This window comes from Fusobacterium perfoetens ATCC 29250 (assembly GCF_000622245.1).
In the GTDB taxonomy this organism is placed as follows: domain Bacteria; phylum Fusobacteriota; class Fusobacteriia; order Fusobacteriales; family Fusobacteriaceae; genus Fusobacterium_B; species Fusobacterium_B perfoetens.
The window spans coordinates 14,979-32,660 of sequence record NZ_JHXW01000014.1; the positions used below are offsets into that span (position 1 = coordinate 14,979).

The following is a 17,682-nucleotide window of genomic DNA, read 5'->3' on the forward strand; positions in this document are numbered from 1 at the left end:
TTTTTTTACAACTTTCCTAAATTATATCATAATTATCAGATTTGTAAAAAACTTTTTTATATTTATTAGATTACACCTATTTTTTCTTTTAGTATAAAAAAAGCAAGTTGGTTGTTTCCACTTGCTTTTTTTATCTTGACTATTCTGCTGATGCATTTAGTACTTGTTTTCCGTTATAATCTCCACACTCTAAACAAACTCTATGAGGTCTTTTAGTAGCTCCACATTTTTCACAAGTAACTAGAGTAGTTCCTGCGATTGCATGGTGAGATCTTCTCATATTTTTTTTAGCTTTTGAAGTCTTTTTCTTAGGTACTGCCATTTAGTTTCCCCCTCCTCACAAATTCATATTTTAATTTTTTATTTTTATATTCATCAGTCCTGCCCATCTTGAATCTGTCTCTTCTCCTGAATATTTTTTAAGATAAGTTTCATCCTCACATTCTGGATAGCAAGAGGGATATTGGGGCATATCTAATATTAACTGTTGCCTAACAACCTCATCTATATCTACTTCATCATTTTCAATCTCTAAATAATCTTTATCATCCATTGCCATATTTTTATCTAAATTATTAAGATATTCCTCATACTCTTTTTTAGAAATTGCTACTCCTAAAAAATCTTTATCATTTAAATCTATAATAATTTCTGATAAACATCTAACACAATTAGTTGAAACTTTAGTAGAATATTTTCCAAAAATAATATATTCATTTTTTTCTCTTTTTATAGTTCCTTCTACTTTAATGTCTTCAACTAAATTTACATCTTCTAATTTTGAAATAGTATAGTTAAATTTTTTATTAATCACAACATCTATTTCGCTTAATTTAATTTTCACAGAAAGCCTCCTATTATTGTGATACCTATCTATTTTACATGTTTTTTTATATTTTGTCAAGTAGATTTTTTGGTTTTATACATTAAATAAAAATTCCATTAAGTCTCCATCTTGAACTATGTAATCTTTTCCTTCTAGTCTCATAAGACCTGCTTCTTGAGCCCCTTTCCAACCATTATTATTTATAAAATCATCAAAAGAACAAACTTTTGCTCTTATAAATCCTTTTTCAAAATCTGTATGGATAACTCCAGCCGCTTTAGGAGCTGTATCTCCTATGTTAATAGTCCAAGCTCTTACTTCTTTTACTCCTGCTGTAAAGTATGTTTGAAGCCCAAGTAATTTAAATCCTGCTCTTATTAATCTATTAAGTCCAGCATCTTCTACTCCTAAACTTTCTAAAAACTCTTTTTTATCTTCTTCTTCCATTTCTTGTAATTCTTCTTCTACTTTGGCAGAAACAATAACAACTTCTGACCCTAATTCTTTAGCATAATCTTTTACTAAATCTACATATTGATTTCCTGTTGCTATATCATCCTCTGATACATTTGTAACAAATATCATTGGTTTTATTGTTAAAAATTGATATACTTTTACTAAATCTTTTTCCTCTTCTGAAAGGTCTAAAGTTTTTAATAATTTTTCTTCCATAAGATGTTTGTAACATTTTTCTAAAACTGGAACTAATTTCATAGCATCTTTATTTTTTGCCACTAATAATTTTTTATTTTTTTCTAAAGCTTTTTCTACAGTTTCTAAGTCAGCTAGAATTAATTCTCCATTTATAATGTTAATATCTTTTAGTGGGTCTACTTTTCCATTTACATGAACTACATTTTCATCTTCAAAACATCTTACTACTTGACAAATTGCTGCTGTACTTCTTATATTTGATAAAAATTTATTTCCTAATCCCTCTCCTTTTGAAGCACCTTTAACAAGTCCAGCTATATCTACAAATTCTACTGTGGCATTTACAATTCTTTGAGGATTTATTATTTCAGCTAATTTTTCTAATCTTTTATCAGGTACAGTTACCATTCCGACATTTGGTTCTATTGTACAAAATGGATAATTGGCAGCCTCAGCAGCTCCAGCCTTTGTTATTGCATTAAAAAGAGTAGATTTTCCTACATTAGGTAATCCTACTATTCCTATTCCTATCATTCAACCTTCCTCCTGAAAATTTATTTTACTCTAAATTCTATCATAAACTATTTTATTTGTAAATTATTTATTTTCTAATATTTTTTGACATATTTATTTTTATATGTTATAATCATGACATATAGGGGTATACCCTATAATTATTGCTGATTTAAGGGGGATTTATGAAATTTATTTTTATTATAAAAAATTTAAACTGTGCTCACTGTGCTTCAAAAATATCTGATGTTATAAGTAAATTAGATTATATTGAAGAAAGTAATTTAAATTTTCTTTCAAAAAAATTAACTGTTATCACCAAAAATGAAATCTCTGAAAAAGAATTATTAGAAAAAATTAATAATATAGCTTCAAATATTGAAGCTGGAGTTTTGGTAATTCCATTCGAAGATGAAAATAATATAGAGGAAAATACCCATACTAATGAATGTCATGATGAAAACTGTTCTTGTGGTCATTCTCATCATGAAGAACATCACCATAAAGATATTCATAATCATTCTCATAATCATAAACATTTTCACTCAGATGAATATCACCATGAAAATTGTTCTTGTGGCGATTCTCATCATGAGGAGCATCATAAAGAACAAAAATATTCTAATAAAAAAGAAATCTCTTTTAAAGAAAATATAAATAAAATAAAAAGTTTATCTTTTTCTTTTGAAAATATGCTTTTTATTGTAGGAATTATTATGATTTTAAATTCTTTTCTTATACCAAAAGGATTGGGAAAAACTATTTATCTATTTTTAACTTATATTATAGTAGGAGGAGATATATTATATAAATCTCTTTTACACATTAAAAATAAAAATTTCTTAGATGAAAACTTTTTAATGAGTATTGCTACTATTGGAGCATTATGTTTAGGAGAATTTTCTGAAGCTATTGGAGTTATGGTTTTTTATAAAATAGGTGAATATTTTCAAGATAAAGCTGTTAACAATTCAAAAAAATCTATTGAAAATCTTTTAAAATTAAAAGTAGTTTCTGCAAATCTAAAAAATGAAGATGGAAGTATTACTACTATTTCTCCAAATAAAATAAAATTAAATGATATTTTAGTTGTAAAAGTCGGAGAAAATATCCCTGTTGATGGAGTTATTGTAAAAGGAAATTCTGACCTTAATCTTTCAGCTCTTACTGGAGAATCTCTCCCTGTTTCTGTTGGAGTAGGTGATGAAGTTTTAAGTGGTAGTATAAATATAAATGGTGTTATTGAAATAAAAGCTACTAAAGAATATAAAAATTCAACAATAAATAAAATCATTCAAATGATAGAAGAATCTAGTGATAAAAAAGCTCACTCTGAAAAATTTATCACAAAATTTGCTAAATATTATACTCCTATAGTTGTTGTATCTGCTTTAATTGTAGCCTTTATTGTTCCTTTAATATTGGGCAACTTTAAACTTTGGTTAGGACGTTCTTTAATATTTCTAGTTATTTCTTGCCCATGTGCTTTGGTTCTTTCTGTTCCTCTTACTTTCTTTAGTAGTATAGGATATGCTTCTAAAAAAGGTATCTTAATAAAAGGAGGAAATTTTTTAGAAAGATTAAAAAATATAGACACAGTAGTTTTTGATAAAACGGGAACACTTACTGAAAATAATTTTAAAATAGAAAAAATACATGTTTTAGAATCTGATGAAAATCATATTTTAGAATTGGCTAAGGCTGGAGAAATTTTTTCTAATCACCCACTTGGAAAAGTAATTCTTAATTATGGAGATATTAAGATTTTAGAGTCTCATATAAAAGATTATAAAGAAATTGCTGGAAAAGGAATATCTTGTACATATAAAACTTCTTCTCTTTTAATAGGAAATAAAAAATTAATGATTGAAAATAATATATCTCTAGAAAATCTTTCTATTAATAACAATGTATCTTCTATTGTATATGTAGTAGAAAATGGAATTTTATTAGGATATATAACTTTTGAAAATATAATTAAAGAAAATTCTAAATTGACTATTTCAGAATTATCAGAAATGAAAATGAAATCATTTATGCTTACAGGTGATAATAAGGATACTGCAAATAAAATTGGTTTATCTCTTGGATTAACTGAAAAAAATATTTTCTCCGAATTATTACCAAAAGACAAAGTTACTACTTTTGAAAAAATAAAAGAAAATAGTAAAGGAGCTATATTCGTTGGTGATGGTATTAATGATGCTCCTGTTCTTTCAATATCAGATGTGGGAATCGCTATGGGAGGTTTAGGAAGTGATATTGCCATTGAATCAGCTGACATTGTTTTATTACAAGATGACCCTTATAAAGTTGTAGAAGTTTTAAAACTTGCTAAACTTAATAAAAAAGTAGTTAGCCAAAATATAATTTTCTCATTAGGAATAAAAATTTTAGTAATGATTTTGGGAATATTTGGTTTAGCTAATATGTGGATGGCAATTTTTGCTGATGTGGGAGTATCTTTAATTGCTGTATTAAACGCTTCTAAAATTTTAAAAACAAAAAAATTATAAATTATGATATAATAAAGCTATCTTAAAATTTTTAAGATAGCTTTTTTTAGGAGAGTGATTTTTTGATTTATTTTTTATACGGAGATATTCCTTTACAATTAAAATATGAAGAATTATTAAAAAAAATTAGACTTGAAAATAAAGGGATACAAGAAACTTTTTTTGATATTTCTCAAGATGAGATAGATGATATTTTTACATCACTTTCTTCTAATAATATTTTCTCTCCTTTAACTCTAATTGTTGTAAAAAAATTAGAAAAATTAAAAGATTTAAGTAAATTTTTTAAAGGAATAAGTGAGTTTAATTATTCTCAAAAAATATTAATCTTAACATACGAGGAATTTTTAAATGATTTTGATAAACCTATTAATGAAGTAGATAAAAGTAGTTTAAAAATTATTGAAAAAATAGCTAATCTTATTCCAGCAAGAAAATCTTTAGAAAAAAAGTCTTTAGAATTTTTTATTGAAAAAGAACTTGGTTGTTCTCAATATGAGTCAGAAAAGTTTTTAGAGATTATTGGTGATGATTTTTTTAAAGTAAAAAATGAAATTGAAAAAGTAAAAAATTTTTTTAATGGAGAAACTTTTAGTATTGAGAAAGCTATAAATATTTTATCTATAAGTAAAGAATATAATCTTAATAAATTAGTAGAAGATTTCTTATACAAAAAAGAAAAAGAAAATCTTTTAAGTTATCTACAAAAAGAAAAAAATTATATGTTATTTTTAAATATATTTACAGAAGAACTGACTGTTCTTATGAAATTAAAAAATTTACAAAAAAGAGGTATTATTTTTTCAAATATTTCATATAATCAATTTAAAGCTGATATATATCCTAATATTAAAAATTTATTTAAAAAAGATTCTTTTAAGTTTATAAGTGAGTATCCATTATTTTTAAAATTTAAGTATCTTGATAATTTTAATTATGATTTCTTTCAAGGAAAATTATTAAAATGCTTAGAAGCTGAATATAATTTTAAAAGTGGTCTAATAGATGAAAATATTGCTATTGAAATGCTTATCAATGACTTTTTTAATTAAAAAATAAGAGCTGTACAAATTCTTTATTAGAAAATGTAACAGCTCTCTTTTTTATAATTCTAATCCCATATATAATATATCATAAAATTTACCTTTAATATATGTCCCTCTTGTTGTTACTCCCTCTTTTTTAAATCCTAATTTTTCATATAATTTTATTGCTTTTTCATTATCAAATCTTGTAGTTAAATTAATTTTTAAAATTCCATTTTCTTTTGAATAATTTATAATCTCTTTTATAAGATTTTCACCTATACTATTTCCCCAAAATTCTTTTTTTATACAGATTCCTATTTCTCCTATATGTTGAACTCTTATTCTTTTTTCATTAACTGATATTGAGCAAGTTCCTACAATTTTATTTTCAACCTCTGCCACCAATAAATAAAAACTTTTTGATAAATTCTTTAATAGATTCCTTTCCTCTTCTAAAGTAAGACCATTTCCCTCTTCTCCAAAACCTAAAAAATCTGTTTCTTTCCCACAATCATTTAAAGAATTTAAAACTTGCTCAGCATCATTTTCATTAGCTTTTCTAATTATATACTCTCTTCCATCTTTTAAATTATATTTCATAATTATCACCTTTTTATTTTTATTATACCACTTTTTAGTATAAAAAATAAAAATACTACAAATAATAAATATTCATAGTATTTTTATAAAATTTTTATTAATCAGCTTGTTTTGTTTTTGCTATTACAATTTCTCTTACACATACACTTTGAGGTTGTTTATAAGCAAACATTACACAATCAGTTATTTGTTTTACATCAAGTCCACTTTCAATTGACTTTTTCCAATCATTATAATTGTCTTTTATCTCTTCATCAGTAGTGTGACTTAAAAGATTTGTTTCTACAACTCCTGGAGAAATTACAATTATTCTTACATTTTTATCAGAAACTTCTTTTCTCATACTTTCTGTTATTGCATGAACAGCAAATTTACTTCCACAATAAACAGAATGGTTATCAAAAGTTTTTCTTCCTGCTATAGAACTTATATTTATAATAGTTCCCTCATTTCTTTCCATCATATCTTTTAATACAACTTTTGTTCCTGTTAAAATTCCTTTAACATTAACATCTATCATTCTTTCCCATTCTTCATAAGATTGAGTATCAGGATGTCCTAATAACATCACTCCAGCACAATTTACTAATAAGTCTGTTTTTCCATATTTTTCTTCAGCTTCTCTTATGGCCTTTTCCATATTTTCATAATCTACAACATCTACAGATTTAGATATTGATTCTGGTAAATTTAAATTTTCCATTATTTCTTTTCTTCTAGCAATCATCAAAACAGGATGTCCTTCATTTGAAAAACTTTTTGCTAAATCCATTCCTATTCCAGAACTTGCTCCTGTTATTACAACTAATTTTTTCATTTCTACTGACTCCTTTTATTTATAGTTTATTTATTAATAATATGATATAATATTATTTGTATTCTAACAAGTACGCAGTTTTTTTGAAGTAAGTGAAAATATTTTCACTTATATTTAGGAGTAAAAAATGGATAAGATTAAAATTATTTGTGAAATTGAAATAACATTAAAAATGATTGGTGGAAAATATAAACCTCTAATTCTTCTTTTACTTATTCAACAGGGAACAAAAAGGTTTAATGAGTTACTTTCTGAAATTCATAATATCTCTCAAAGAACTCTAACAAATCAACTTAGAGAATTAGAAAGTGATGGACTTATAAATAGAAAAGTTTACCCTGAAATTCCTCCAAAGGTTGAATATTCTATTTCAGAAAAAGGAAAAACTTTAAAAGATATTTTACTTCTTATGTGTGATTGGGGAGAAAAAAATATAGATGATAGATTTGAATTAACTAATCCCCAATGTACAGAAAATTGTTAAAATAGGAGATTAAATGATAAAAGATATTTTAAAAAAAGAAAATTTATCAAAAGAAGATTTACTTACACTTATACAAATTAAAAATCCAGAAGATTTAAAATTACTTTTTGATGAAGCTTATAAGTTAAAACTTAAGTATATTGGAAATAAAGTTTATTATAGAGGACTTATTGAATGTTCTAATATTTGTATAAAAAATTGTAAATATTGTGGTATAAGAAAAGATAATAAAAATGTAGACAGATTTTCTCTTTCACAAGATGAAATTTTAGAAATTTCACAATGGGTATATGAAAATGGTTTTGGTTCTCTAGCTCTTCAAAGTGGTGAAAGAAATGATAAAGAGTTTGTTGATTTTATTGAAGATACTCTTATTAAAATTCAAAATAAGTGTAGTAACTCTTTGGGAATTACTCTATCTCTTGGGGAACAAACTTTAGAGACATATAAAAGATGGAGAAATGCTGGAGCTAGTCGTTATCTTCTTAGAATTGAAACAACTAATAGAGAACTTTTTAAAAAAATTCATTTTGATGATAAGTTACATTCTTTTGATAAAAGATTACAAGCTCTAAAAGATTTAAGAACAACTGGTTATCAAGTAGGAACAGGGGTGATGATTGGACTTCCTGGACAAACTTATGAAGATTTAGTTAACGATATAATCTTCTTTAAAGAAAATGATATTGATATGATTGGAATGGGACCTTATATAATCCACGAGGAAACTCCTCTTGGAAAAGAGGCTCTAGGAAAAATTTTATCTGATGAAGAAAGATTGACTCTTAGTTTAAAAATGATAGCTCTTTGTAGACTTTATTTAAAAGATATAAATATTGCTGCTACAACTGCTCTTCATGCTTTACATCCATTTGGAAGAGAAAAAGGAATTTTAGCTGGAGCTAATGTTATTATGCCAAATGCAACTTCTAAAAATATAAAACCTAAATATCAATTATATAGAGGTAAACCTAATCTTGACGATGATGCTTTAAAAGGAAAATTAGCCCTTGAAAAAAGTTTAAAAGAGATAGGGGAAGAAGTTGTTTACTTTAAAAAAGGAGATTCTCCTCATTTCTTTAATAGAATAAAATAATATGGAGGTTTTATGAATTTATTTTTAAATGGATATGAAAATTTAAATTTTTTAGAAAATTTTGGAAAGGAAGATAAAAAAGTTATTCTTATAGCACATTTTGGAACTACTCATGAAGATACTAGAGAAAAAACTCTTGATTTATTCAATAAAGAAATTAAAGAAATGTTTCTAGATTTTGAAATTAGAGAATGTTATACTTCTCGTATTATCAATAAAAAATTACAAAGTAAAAATATTTTCAAAGATAATCCAATAGAAGCTATTGAAAAAATTATTAAAGAAAAATTTACTCATCTTTTAGTTATCTCTAGTAACATAATTGATGGTATTGAATATGAAGCTCTATTAAAAAATATAGAAAATTTTAAAAGTAATTTTAAAGAACTTAGAATTACTCCTCCTCTTTTATCTTCACCAGAAATTTATATTGAAGTAGTAAAAATTTTAAATAAAACTTTTGGAGATTTTTCTAAAGATAAAGCTCTTTTAATGGTAGGACATGGAACTCATGATAGTAGTAACTCTGCTTATCTTGGTATAGATTATATTTGTAAATATTTAGGCTATAATTATTTTGTTGGTACTATTGAAGGTTTTCCAAATTTAGATGAAACTATATCTATTCTAAAAAAACAAAATATAAAAAAAGTAACTTTAATTCCTTTTATGTTTGTAGCTGGAGAACATGCTAAAAATGATATATCTATTGAATGGAAAGAGGAATTAGAAAAAAATAATTTTATAGTTAATATTAATCTTACTCCTTTAGGAGAGATTAAAGAGATAAGAGAAATTTTTGGAAATTTTGGAAAATTTTTATTAGAAAATAAAAAGGAAGATATTATAAAGAAAAAATATAATTATAGTAAATAATAAATTTTTTATTTTGGCTGGCGAAAAATTTTTCTTCGTCAAAAAAACGGAAGTTTTAACTTCCTAAAATAATTATTAAAAATACAACCTATTAATTTATAAATAAAAAACACTCTTTTTAATCTAAGGTACGATTTAACCCTTGATTTTAAGAGTGATTTTTTTATTTATATTTTTTAATTCTTTATTTTTATTAAAATTAAGTTTTTTATTTTATAGAATATTTATAAAAATTATCCTTATCTAAGACTTTTTCTATCCTATTTCTACTATATAGATAATCTAAATGTGACATTGTTTCCCCTGTAGCAAACCACTTTTGATTATCTGGAAATTCATTCCAACCTTTTCCCCTAGTATTCCATGTCATTTGAGAGGCTATTTCATAGGCTGTTTGAGAGTCTTTCTTAGAAAGTACTTCTAATAATTCTTCTAGTCTTTCTTTATGATGATTTAAAATAGTTTCAACTCTATCATATATGGAAATACCTGTTTCTCTATGTCCTGGGAAAGTAGTCTTAATCTCTAATTTTTTTATCTTTTTTAAACTTTCCATATAATCACCTAAGGAATCTTTTTTCCCTAACCATGAAGTTATATTAGGAGTTATATCAAAAAGAACATGGTCTCCTGAAAAAAGAATTTTTTCTTTTGGAATATAAAGGCACATATGACCTGGAGTATGTCCTGGAGTATGAATCCCTACTAATTCTATATTACCTATTTGTATTTTATCTCCATCTTTTAATTTTATAGTTTCAAAAATTTTATCAGGAGCAAATCTTTTGGCATGATTACTTTCTTTCAATCTAAAAGCTATATCATCTGGAAATCCCTCTACTCTAAATCTTTCTTCTATCTTTTGCCAATTATCTCCTACTAAATTTCCTACAAGATAATCATAATCAATTTCACTCATGTAAACTTTATTATTATCTGTTGTTAATTTATTAATTAATCCACAGTGGTCTGAATGAAGATGAGTTAAAAAAACATCAGTTTTTTCTAATTGAAGATTTAATTCAACTAATCCTTCTAATAAAGCTTTCAAACACTCCTCTCTTTTAAATCCAGTATCAATAATTAAATTCCTATTTTCAGTCATAATTACATAAGAATTTAAAAGTTTAAGCGGATTCTCTGGAAGAGGGACAAATATTCTATAAATCTTTGGATTTTCATAAACTAATTCCAACATAAATTATAACCTCTTTTATTTTATAAAACCATTTTTTAATAAGAAATCTCTTGCTACATCTTCTGGTTTTTCTCCTAGTTCATCAACTCTATAATTTAATTCTATCATAACTTCATTAGTTAATGCAATTCCTAGTTTTTCTAATAAAGGTTGAATTTCTGGATATTTTTCATAAACTTCAGTTCTAACTAAAGGAATACCATTATATGGTGGGAAGAAATTTCTATCATCTTCTAATACTTTAAGATTAAATTTCTTTAATAATCCATCAGTTGAAAAAGCATCAATTACATCAACATTTTTATTTAAAAGAGCTATATATTTAGGAGAACCATCTATTGCTATTTTTTCTCCAAATCTTAATCCATAAACTTTTTCCATTCCAACTAATCCATCTTCTCTGTTCATAAATTCAAAACTAGTTCCAGATTTTAATTTTGGAGCTATATTAACTAAATCACTTATTTTTTCAAGATTATATTTTTCAGCTGTTTCTTCTGTAACACTAAGAGTATAAGTATTATTAAATGTCATCTCTTTAAAAATCTCTATATTATTTTTTTCTTTAAAATCTTTTTTTAAAGTATCATATATTTTTCTTAAATCATTAGTAGCTGGGTGATTAAAATAATTTACATAAGCTACTCCTGAATATTCCATATATAAATCAATTTCTCCTGTTTGAATAGCTGAATAACAAATTTGTCCTCCACCTAATGCCATTTTTCTCTCTACTTTAATATCTGTATTCTTTTCTATTATTTCTGACATTAAATTTCCTACTATTTGTTGTTCTGTATAATCTTTAGAGCCAACTATAATAACTTTTTTGCTTACTCCTGTACTTTTTAACACATTACTTCCTATAAGTAAGGCAACTACGATTCCAAAAATTCCAAGAATAAACTTTTGTCTTTGTCTATCCTTTTTAGTTACATTTTTTTGTAGACTTATAGGAGTTACTAATTTTTCTATTGTAGCTGCTATAAAATCTACAGTTAAAGCCAATAAACAAGCTGGAACAGCTCCAGCTAAAATTTGAGCATTATCTATAAGTCTTATTCCTGAAAATACTAAAAATCCAAGTCCACCAGCCCCTATAAAAGCAGCAATAGTCATAAACCCAACAGCTGTAACTGATGATATTCTTACACCAGCCATTATAACAGGTAATGCCAAAGGAATTTGTATTTTCATAAGAATTTGAGATTTTGTAAGTCCAATTCCTTTAGCAGCTTCAATAGTTTGAGGATTTATATTATCTATACCTATGTAAGTATTTTTTATAATAGGAAGTAAAGAATAAAGTACCACAGCTGTAATAGCTGGTACAGTTCCAATTCCTAAAAATGGTATCATAAATCCTAAAAGAGCCATACTTGGTATAGCTTGCATTATATTAGCTATTCCTAATACTGGTTTATTTAAAGATTTTACATAAGAAATTAATATCCCTATTGGAACACCTATTAAAACTGCTAATCCAACAGAAATTAAGGTTAAATAAATATGTTCTAATAATAGTTTTAAAACTTGTTCTTGATTAGTAATAATATATTGTATGAAATTCATATTAGTCCACCTCTACATCTATATATTGTTGACTAAGAGTAGTAACTAAACTACTTTTAGTAATTAATCCTTTTAATATTCCCTTATCATCTATAACAGGAACTGCAGATGAATGACTTTCATTAACTATTTTTAAAGCTGAAATTATATTTTCATCTAAATGTAATTTAGGAAATTCTTTTTCCATAACAGCTTCAGCCTTTAAAGTTCTATCTTCTTGTCTTCTAATATCTTTAGGTTTTACTATACCTAATATTTTTCTAGTTTTCATATCAATAACAGGAAGACTATCAATTTTATTCTGACGCATTTTTTCCATACATTGAATTATAGTAGAATTTTTTGTAGTAGTTATAGGTCTTTCAATCATAATATCTCTAACTTTTATAAATTCAGGAGAAGCCCAAATTCTATTTTTTCCAACAAAGTTAGAAACATAGTCATCAACAGGATTTTTCAAAATATTTTCCGGAGTATCATATTGTAAAATTTTTCCATTTTTCATAATACATATTTTATCTGCCACTTTGACAGCCTCATCCATATCATGAGTTACAAATACAATAGTCTTTTTTAAATTTGAATGTAAGCTCACTAATTCATCTTGCAAATCCGACCTTGTAATAGGGTCTAATGCTGAAAAAGGTTCATCCATTAAAATAATCTCTGGGTCAGTTACAAAAGCTCTAGCTACTCCTACTCTTTGTTGTTGTCCTCCACTCAATTCTGTAGGATATCTATTCAGATATTTTTCAGGGTCTAACCCAACCATACTCATTGTATTATTTGTTTTTTCATCTAATATTTTTTGGTCAATTTTTTGAAGTCTTGGTATTATTTCTATATTTTCTTTTATAGTCATATGAGGAAATAATCCTGTTTGTTGTATAACATATCCTATTCTCCTTCTAAGGTCTATAACATTATATTTAGTTATATCTTCATTATCTATCAATATTTCTCCAGAAGATGGTTCAATTAAAAGATTAATCATTTTTAAAAGAGTCGTCTTTCCACAACCACTTTCTCCAATTATAGCAACAAATTCACCTGTTTCTATTTTTAAGTTAATTCCTTTTAACACTTGATTTCCTTTAAAATTTTTTGTTATATTTTTAAATTCTATCATTTTTCTTCAACTCCTTTCTAGTAATACTTGTTGATAATAAAAGATTTTTATTTTTTAAATGTATATATTTTACATTATTTAAACACTTTTGTCAAATTCAACACTCTAACAAAGCTAAAACATTGAATTTAAAAAAACTCTATTAAAATAATTTTAATAGAGTTTTTTATTTTATTACTAATTTATTTTTTATAAATAGAAATTAATCTTCCTATATTTTCTCCAATATATTCCATATTAGCTTTTCCATTTTTTATTGCTTCATCAAGAGTTTCTACTCTAGGAAGTATTGAAAAAATAGAAGTAAATCCACATTTGTATAAAATATCAATATCTTTTCCTACACTACCAGCAATTCCTATGACAGGAATATTATATTTTTGAGAAAGTTTTGCTACACCATATGGAGTTTTTCCAAAACGAGTTTGCCCATCTATACAACCTTCTCCTGTTATAACTAAATCAGCATCTTTTAATTTTTCTTCTAATTTACTATATTCTATTACAATATCGATTCCTTTTCTTAATTTTGAATTTAAAAAGGCAATTAATCCTCCACCTAAACCACCAGCAGCTCCAGCTCCTGAAATATTTTCAATATCTTTTCCTAAATCTCTTTTAATAATTTGAGAAAAATGTTTAAGATTATTATCTAATAAAATTCTCTCATTTTCATTAGCTCCTTTTTGTTTTCCAAATATATGAGAAGCACCATTAGGCCCAGTTAAAGGATTTTGAACATCACAAGCCACTATTATTTTCACATTTTTTAATCTTTTATCAATACCTGATAAATCTATTTTTTCTATTTTCGAAAGTTCTCCTCCACCAAATCCAATTTCTTTTCCATTGTTATCTAAAAGTTTTCCTCCAAGAGCCTGAATCATTCCAGCTCCTCCATCATTAGTAGCACTTCCACCTATTCCAATCAAAATTGTAGAAACTCCTTTATCTAAAGCTCCTTTTATAAGTTCCCCCGTTCCATAAGTTGTAGTAATCAAAGGATTTCTTTTTTCTCTAGGAATTAACTCTAATCCACTAGCTGATGCCATTTCAAGAATAGCTGTATTACTATCACCTAGTATTCCAAAACTACTTTTTATTTTTTCCCCCAAAGGATTAGTTACATAAACTTCATAAAATTTTCCATTAGTAGCATCTACTAATGATTGAGTTGTCCCTTCTCCTCCATCAGCCATAGGAACAAAAATACAATCTATATTAGGATTTCCTTTTTTTAATCCTTTTTCTAAAGCTATACATACTTCTTTTGCAGTCATACTTTCTTTAAAAGAATCTGGTGCTAATACTATTTTCATATTTATCCTCCATTATTTTTTCTTAATTTTATAATAATTAGAATATAAATACAATGTTTTAAAAACTAATTTTTCATAAAAAATACTATCGAAAAATATTTTATAAAACAATAATCATTTCAATGAAAAAGCAATTTTTAAAATTACAAAATCTTTGTAACTCCTTATATCAAAACCTGTTTTATTATAAAATTTATTTAATTTGTATTGAAAATATAATACAAAAAAAATAAAAAGATCTATAGAAACTAACCATAAAGATGATTAGTTCCTTATAGTATCTTTTAATATAACTTTTTTAATCTATTTTATATTGAACATCTAAAACATATTGACTATAAAAAGCTGCTCCATATATTAAACTTTCTTCATCAAGATCAAAACATTGATGATGTAATGAATAACATTGATCATTTTCCTCATTTCTACACCCAACAAAAGCATAGATTCCAGGTTTCTTTTCAAGCATTAAAGCAAAGTCTTCTCCTCCAGGAGTTTTTGTATATGTTGTTAGTCCTTTTTCTCCTAATATTGTTTTTACAGTTTCTATTGCTATTTTACTATATTTTTTGTCATTAATAGTAGCTGCTGGACCATGTATATATTCAAATTCATATGTACCTCTAAAACTTCTTGTAATATTATCTATAACTCTTTCTATTTTTTCTGGTAATTCTTTTCTTAATTCAGGACTAAATGTTCTAACAGTTCCACTTAATTCAGCACTTTCTTCAAATATATTTGGTAAAGTTCCAGAATGAAAAGTACATATACTAATAACACATGTTTCATTAGGATTACATTCTCTACTTACTATACTTTGCAAACCATTAACAACTTGACTTCCTATATAAATTGGATCTATAGCAAATTGAGGCATTGCTCCATGTCCACTTTTTCCTATAACTTTTATTTTTATAAAATCTGCTGAAGTATATCTAGGACCTTCTTCTACAGAAATAGTTCCTGTTGGTAAATATGGAAAAATATGCATTCCTACAAATGTATCAACATCATCTAAATAACCTGATTCTAATACTTTTTTTGCTCCTTGAAAATTTTCTTCTGCTGGTTGGAATATTAATTTAACAGTACAATCCAATTTATCTCTATTTTCACTTAAAAATTTAGCTGCCCCTAGCAACATAGAAATATGTCCATCATGACCACAAGCATGCATAACACCTTTATTTTGAGATTTAAAATCTAAATTTTTAATCTCCTCTATAGGTAAAGCATCTATATCACATCTAAGTCCAATTACAGGTTTTTCTTTTTTTCCTTTTATAATTCCTATAACTCCTGTTATAGCTACTTCTAAAAAAGGAATATTCAATTTTTCTAATTCTTTTTTTATTTTTTTTGATGTTTCAAATTCTTGCCAACTTAATTCTGGATATTTATGAAACTCTCTTCTCAATGAAATAATATAATCTTTATCTTTTTTTATACTTTCTAATGTATTCATACCTTAACACCTCTCTTAATAATTATTTTAAAATGGACCATATCCTATTTCTATTGCTATAATTAAAAATATAATAGCTAAAGAACACAAAATTATTTCTAAAGGAATTATTATTTTATACCATTTAGATAAAGGAACTTTTGCTAACCCAAAGAATATTAACATTGTTCCATTTGTAAACCAAAATGTATTTGAAATTCCATCTCCAAATTGAAAAGCTAAAATAGCTGTTTGTCTAGTTATTCCTATCATATCAGCTAATGGTATTAATACAGGCATTATAGCCATTGCTTTTCCACTTCCTGATGGAATAAAAGCATTAATAATAGTTATTACAAAAAATATTCCTATTGCTGTTGTCCATGGCGATAATCCTTGTAATAAAGTAGCTAAAAAATTAATTAATGGATCTATTAACCCACCAGTAGATAAAACCCATTGTATAGATCTTGCTATTCCTATAATTAAAGCTCCCCCAAAAGAAGCTTTCGCTCCAAAAATAAGATTATCAATTATTTCTTCTGCAGTCATTTTATTAAGAATTCCAACTAAAATACCACTAAGTAAAAATACTGCTGCCATTTCATTAATTTGCCATTTTAATCTTAATAAACCAAATACTGTTATTCCAAAAGATAAAGCTAATATTATAAGAGATATGATTTGTATATTACTAATTTTTACATTTTCATATTGTTTAAAATTTCTTTTTAAATCACTAGTATCTATATCTTTCATCAAACTTTTAGAAGGATCTTTTTTTATTTTTTTTGCATATATTAATATATAAAACATACTTATAATTTCAAATATAAAAAGTATAAGTAATCTATAACTCATTCCTGAAAAAAGAGGTAATTCTGCTATTTGATGAGAAATAGCAACAGTATACATATTTGTAGGAGAAACTGAAAAGCCTATCATACATACAAATCCTGACACCAAAACTCCAACTAACGAATCATAACCTAAGGCTAAACAAATAGAAACTATTATTGGAACAAAAGGTATAATTTGTTCACTCCATCCTAATATCCCTCCAATTGCTGAAAAAAGAATCATTATAATTATTAATATAAATTGACTCCCTATCTTATTAGATAATTTTAATATCTGCACAACACCTAAATCTATTGCTCCAGTTTTATTGTATACCTCTATAGTCCCACCAACTAATAAAACTAGGAACATCATTCCAGCTGCTCCTTCTAATCCATATGGTATAGATCTAAAAATATCAAAAAATGAAATTAGTCTTCTTTCAACAGAGTGATAACTATCTGCAACAACTATTGTTCTTCCGTTTTCTATAACTCTATCATAAGCACCTGGAGTTACAAAATAAGAAGCTATAGCACATATAACTACAACTGAAAATAAAATTAAAAATGGATTTAAAGTTTTACTAACATTTTCTTTCTTTTTTTTAGTGAACATTATGAACCTCCTTAAAATTTTTTCGAAATAATAAACTAAAAAATTATCAATTTGTATGCTAATAGTATATAATTTTAAAAAAATCTTTTGAATATTTTTAAAACCAATTTTTTTTATATAATTTTAGTTTAAAAAACAAAAAATTGACT

16 protein-coding genes are annotated in these 17,682 nt (G+C 25.6%); 5 read left to right on the forward strand and 11 right to left on the reverse strand.

Features of this window, described 5'->3' with window-relative positions; all coding sequences use genetic code 11:
• Window positions 1-139 precede the first annotated feature (139 nt).
• The 3 genes from rpmF to ychF all read right to left on the reverse strand — a co-directional run bounded on the left by rpmF (window position 140) and on the right by ychF (window position 2,014).
• On the reverse strand, window positions 140-322 hold the full coding sequence (gene rpmF, locus T364_RS0106010) for a 50S ribosomal protein L32 (protein WP_027128777.1): 183 nt from the start codon (window positions 320-322) through the stop codon (window positions 140-142).
• Window positions 323-352: 30 nt separating this feature from the next.
• Window positions 353-844: a YceD family protein gene (locus T364_RS0106015; RefSeq protein WP_027128778.1), complete on the reverse strand. Its 492-nt coding sequence runs from the start codon at window positions 842-844 to the stop codon at window positions 353-355.
• 75 nt (window positions 845-919) lie between these two features.
• The gene (ychF, locus tag T364_RS0106020; protein WP_027128779.1) at window positions 920-2,014 is read right to left on the reverse strand and encodes a redox-regulated ATPase YchF; all 1,095 of its coding nucleotides are present in this window, start codon (window positions 2,012-2,014) and stop codon (window positions 920-922) included.
• A 164-nt stretch (window positions 2,015-2,178) separates the two neighbouring features.
• On the opposite strand from ychF, the gene T364_RS0106025 reads away from it, so the two are divergent.
• On the forward strand, window positions 2,179-4,509 hold the full coding sequence (locus tag T364_RS0106025; protein ID WP_027128780.1) for a heavy metal translocating P-type ATPase: 2,331 nt from the start codon (window positions 2,179-2,181) through the stop codon (window positions 4,507-4,509).
• 62 nt (window positions 4,510-4,571) lie between these two features.
• Window positions 4,572-5,561: a DNA polymerase III subunit delta gene (locus tag T364_RS0106030; RefSeq protein ID WP_027128781.1), complete on the forward strand. Its 990-nt coding sequence runs from the start codon at window positions 4,572-4,574 to the stop codon at window positions 5,559-5,561.
• Between the two features lie 51 nt (window positions 5,562-5,612).
• Here the strand turns inward: T364_RS0106030 and T364_RS0106035 are convergent, their stop codons facing one another.
• Both T364_RS0106035 and T364_RS0106040 read right to left on the reverse strand, forming a co-directional pair.
• A complete protein-coding gene (locus tag T364_RS0106035) occupies window positions 5,613-6,137 on the reverse strand; it encodes a GNAT family N-acetyltransferase (protein WP_051532669.1) in 525 nt (174 codons plus the stop codon).
• Between the two features lie 97 nt (window positions 6,138-6,234).
• Complete coding sequence (locus T364_RS0106040) at window positions 6,235-6,954, reverse strand: SDR family oxidoreductase (RefSeq protein ID WP_027128783.1); 720 nt, start codon at window positions 6,952-6,954, stop codon at window positions 6,235-6,237.
• Between the two features lie 127 nt (window positions 6,955-7,081).
• On the opposite strand from T364_RS0106040, the gene T364_RS0106045 reads away from it, so the two are divergent.
• From T364_RS0106045 to T364_RS0106055, 3 genes are read left to right on the forward strand one after another with little or no spacing between them, the layout of a single operon-like run.
• On the forward strand, window positions 7,082-7,438 hold the full coding sequence (locus T364_RS0106045; protein WP_027128784.1) for a winged helix-turn-helix transcriptional regulator: 357 nt from the start codon (window positions 7,082-7,084) through the stop codon (window positions 7,436-7,438).
• A 13-nt stretch (window positions 7,439-7,451) separates the two neighbouring features.
• Complete coding sequence (gene hydE / locus T364_RS0106050) at window positions 7,452-8,534, forward strand: [FeFe] hydrogenase H-cluster radical SAM maturase HydE (protein WP_035945452.1); 1,083 nt, start codon at window positions 7,452-7,454, stop codon at window positions 8,532-8,534.
• A gap of 12 nt (window positions 8,535-8,546) precedes the next feature.
• Window positions 8,547-9,410, forward strand: a complete 864-nt coding sequence (locus tag T364_RS0106055) for a sirohydrochlorin cobaltochelatase (protein ID WP_027128786.1) — start codon at window positions 8,547-8,549, stop codon at window positions 9,408-9,410.
• Window positions 9,411-9,618: 208 nt separating this feature from the next.
• Here the strand turns inward: T364_RS0106055 and T364_RS0106060 are convergent, their stop codons facing one another.
• The 6 genes from T364_RS0106060 to T364_RS0106085 all read right to left on the reverse strand — a co-directional run bounded on the left by T364_RS0106060 (window position 9,619) and on the right by T364_RS0106085 (window position 17,533).
• Window positions 9,619-10,608 (reverse strand): MBL fold metallo-hydrolase, encoded by a 990-nt coding sequence (locus T364_RS0106060; protein WP_027128787.1) that lies wholly within the window; start codon window positions 10,606-10,608, stop codon window positions 9,619-9,621.
• Window positions 10,609-10,623: 15 nt separating this feature from the next.
• Window positions 10,624-12,180: an ABC transporter permease/substrate-binding protein gene (locus T364_RS0106065; protein WP_027128788.1), complete on the reverse strand. Its 1,557-nt coding sequence runs from the start codon at window positions 12,178-12,180 to the stop codon at window positions 10,624-10,626.
• A gap of 1 nt (window position 12,181) precedes the next feature.
• A complete protein-coding gene (locus T364_RS0106070) occupies window positions 12,182-13,309 on the reverse strand; it encodes a betaine/proline/choline family ABC transporter ATP-binding protein (RefSeq protein WP_027128789.1) in 1,128 nt (375 codons plus the stop codon).
• Window positions 13,310-13,491: 182 nt separating this feature from the next.
• On the reverse strand, window positions 13,492-14,628 hold the full coding sequence (locus T364_RS0106075) for a glycerate kinase family protein (RefSeq protein WP_027128790.1): 1,137 nt from the start codon (window positions 14,626-14,628) through the stop codon (window positions 13,492-13,494).
• Window positions 14,629-14,926: 298 nt separating this feature from the next.
• Entirely contained in the window at window positions 14,927-16,096 is a 1,170-nt protein-coding gene (locus tag T364_RS0106080) for a M20 metallopeptidase family protein (RefSeq protein ID WP_027128791.1), read from the reverse strand.
• Window positions 16,097-16,123: 27 nt separating this feature from the next.
• A complete protein-coding gene (locus tag T364_RS0106085) occupies window positions 16,124-17,533 on the reverse strand; it encodes a YfcC family protein (protein ID WP_027128792.1) in 1,410 nt (469 codons plus the stop codon).
• Window positions 17,534-17,682: the final 149 nt, after the last annotated feature.

Coding starts and splice junctions, on each gene's coding strand:
- rpmF (WP_027128777.1), bottom strand. CDS start 322: ATGGCAGTACCTAAGAAAAAGACTTCAAAAGCTAAAAAAAATATGAGA.
- ychF (WP_027128779.1), bottom strand. CDS start 2,014: ATGATAGGAATAGGAATAGTAGGATTACCTAATGTAGGAAAATCTACT.
- T364_RS0106025 (WP_027128780.1), top strand. CDS start 2,179: ATGAAATTTATTTTTATTATAAAAAATTTAAACTGTGCTCACTGTGCT.
- T364_RS0106035 (WP_051532669.1), bottom strand. CDS start 6,137: ATGAAATATAATTTAAAAGATGGAAGAGAGTATATAATTAGAAAAGCT.
- T364_RS0106040 (WP_027128783.1), bottom strand. CDS start 6,954: ATGAAAAAATTAGTTGTAATAACAGGAGCAAGTTCTGGAATAGGAATG.
- T364_RS0106045 (WP_027128784.1), top strand. CDS start 7,082: ATGGATAAGATTAAAATTATTTGTGAAATTGAAATAACATTAAAAATG.
- hydE (WP_035945452.1), top strand. CDS start 7,452: ATGATAAAAGATATTTTAAAAAAAGAAAATTTATCAAAAGAAGATTTA.
- T364_RS0106055 (WP_027128786.1), top strand. CDS start 8,547: ATGAATTTATTTTTAAATGGATATGAAAATTTAAATTTTTTAGAAAAT.
- T364_RS0106060 (WP_027128787.1), bottom strand. CDS start 10,608: ATGTTGGAATTAGTTTATGAAAATCCAAAGATTTATAGAATATTTGTC.
- T364_RS0106065 (WP_027128788.1), bottom strand. CDS start 12,180: ATGAATTTCATACAATATATTATTACTAATCAAGAACAAGTTTTAAAA.
- T364_RS0106070 (WP_027128789.1), bottom strand. CDS start 13,309: ATGATAGAATTTAAAAATATAACAAAAAATTTTAAAGGAAATCAAGTG.
- T364_RS0106075 (WP_027128790.1), bottom strand. CDS start 14,628: ATGAAAATAGTATTAGCACCAGATTCTTTTAAAGAAAGTATGACTGCA.
- T364_RS0106080 (WP_027128791.1), bottom strand. CDS start 16,096: ATGAATACATTAGAAAGTATAAAAAAAGATAAAGATTATATTATTTCA.
- T364_RS0106085 (WP_027128792.1), bottom strand. CDS start 17,533: ATGTTCACTAAAAAAAAGAAAGAAAATGTTAGTAAAACTTTAAATCCA.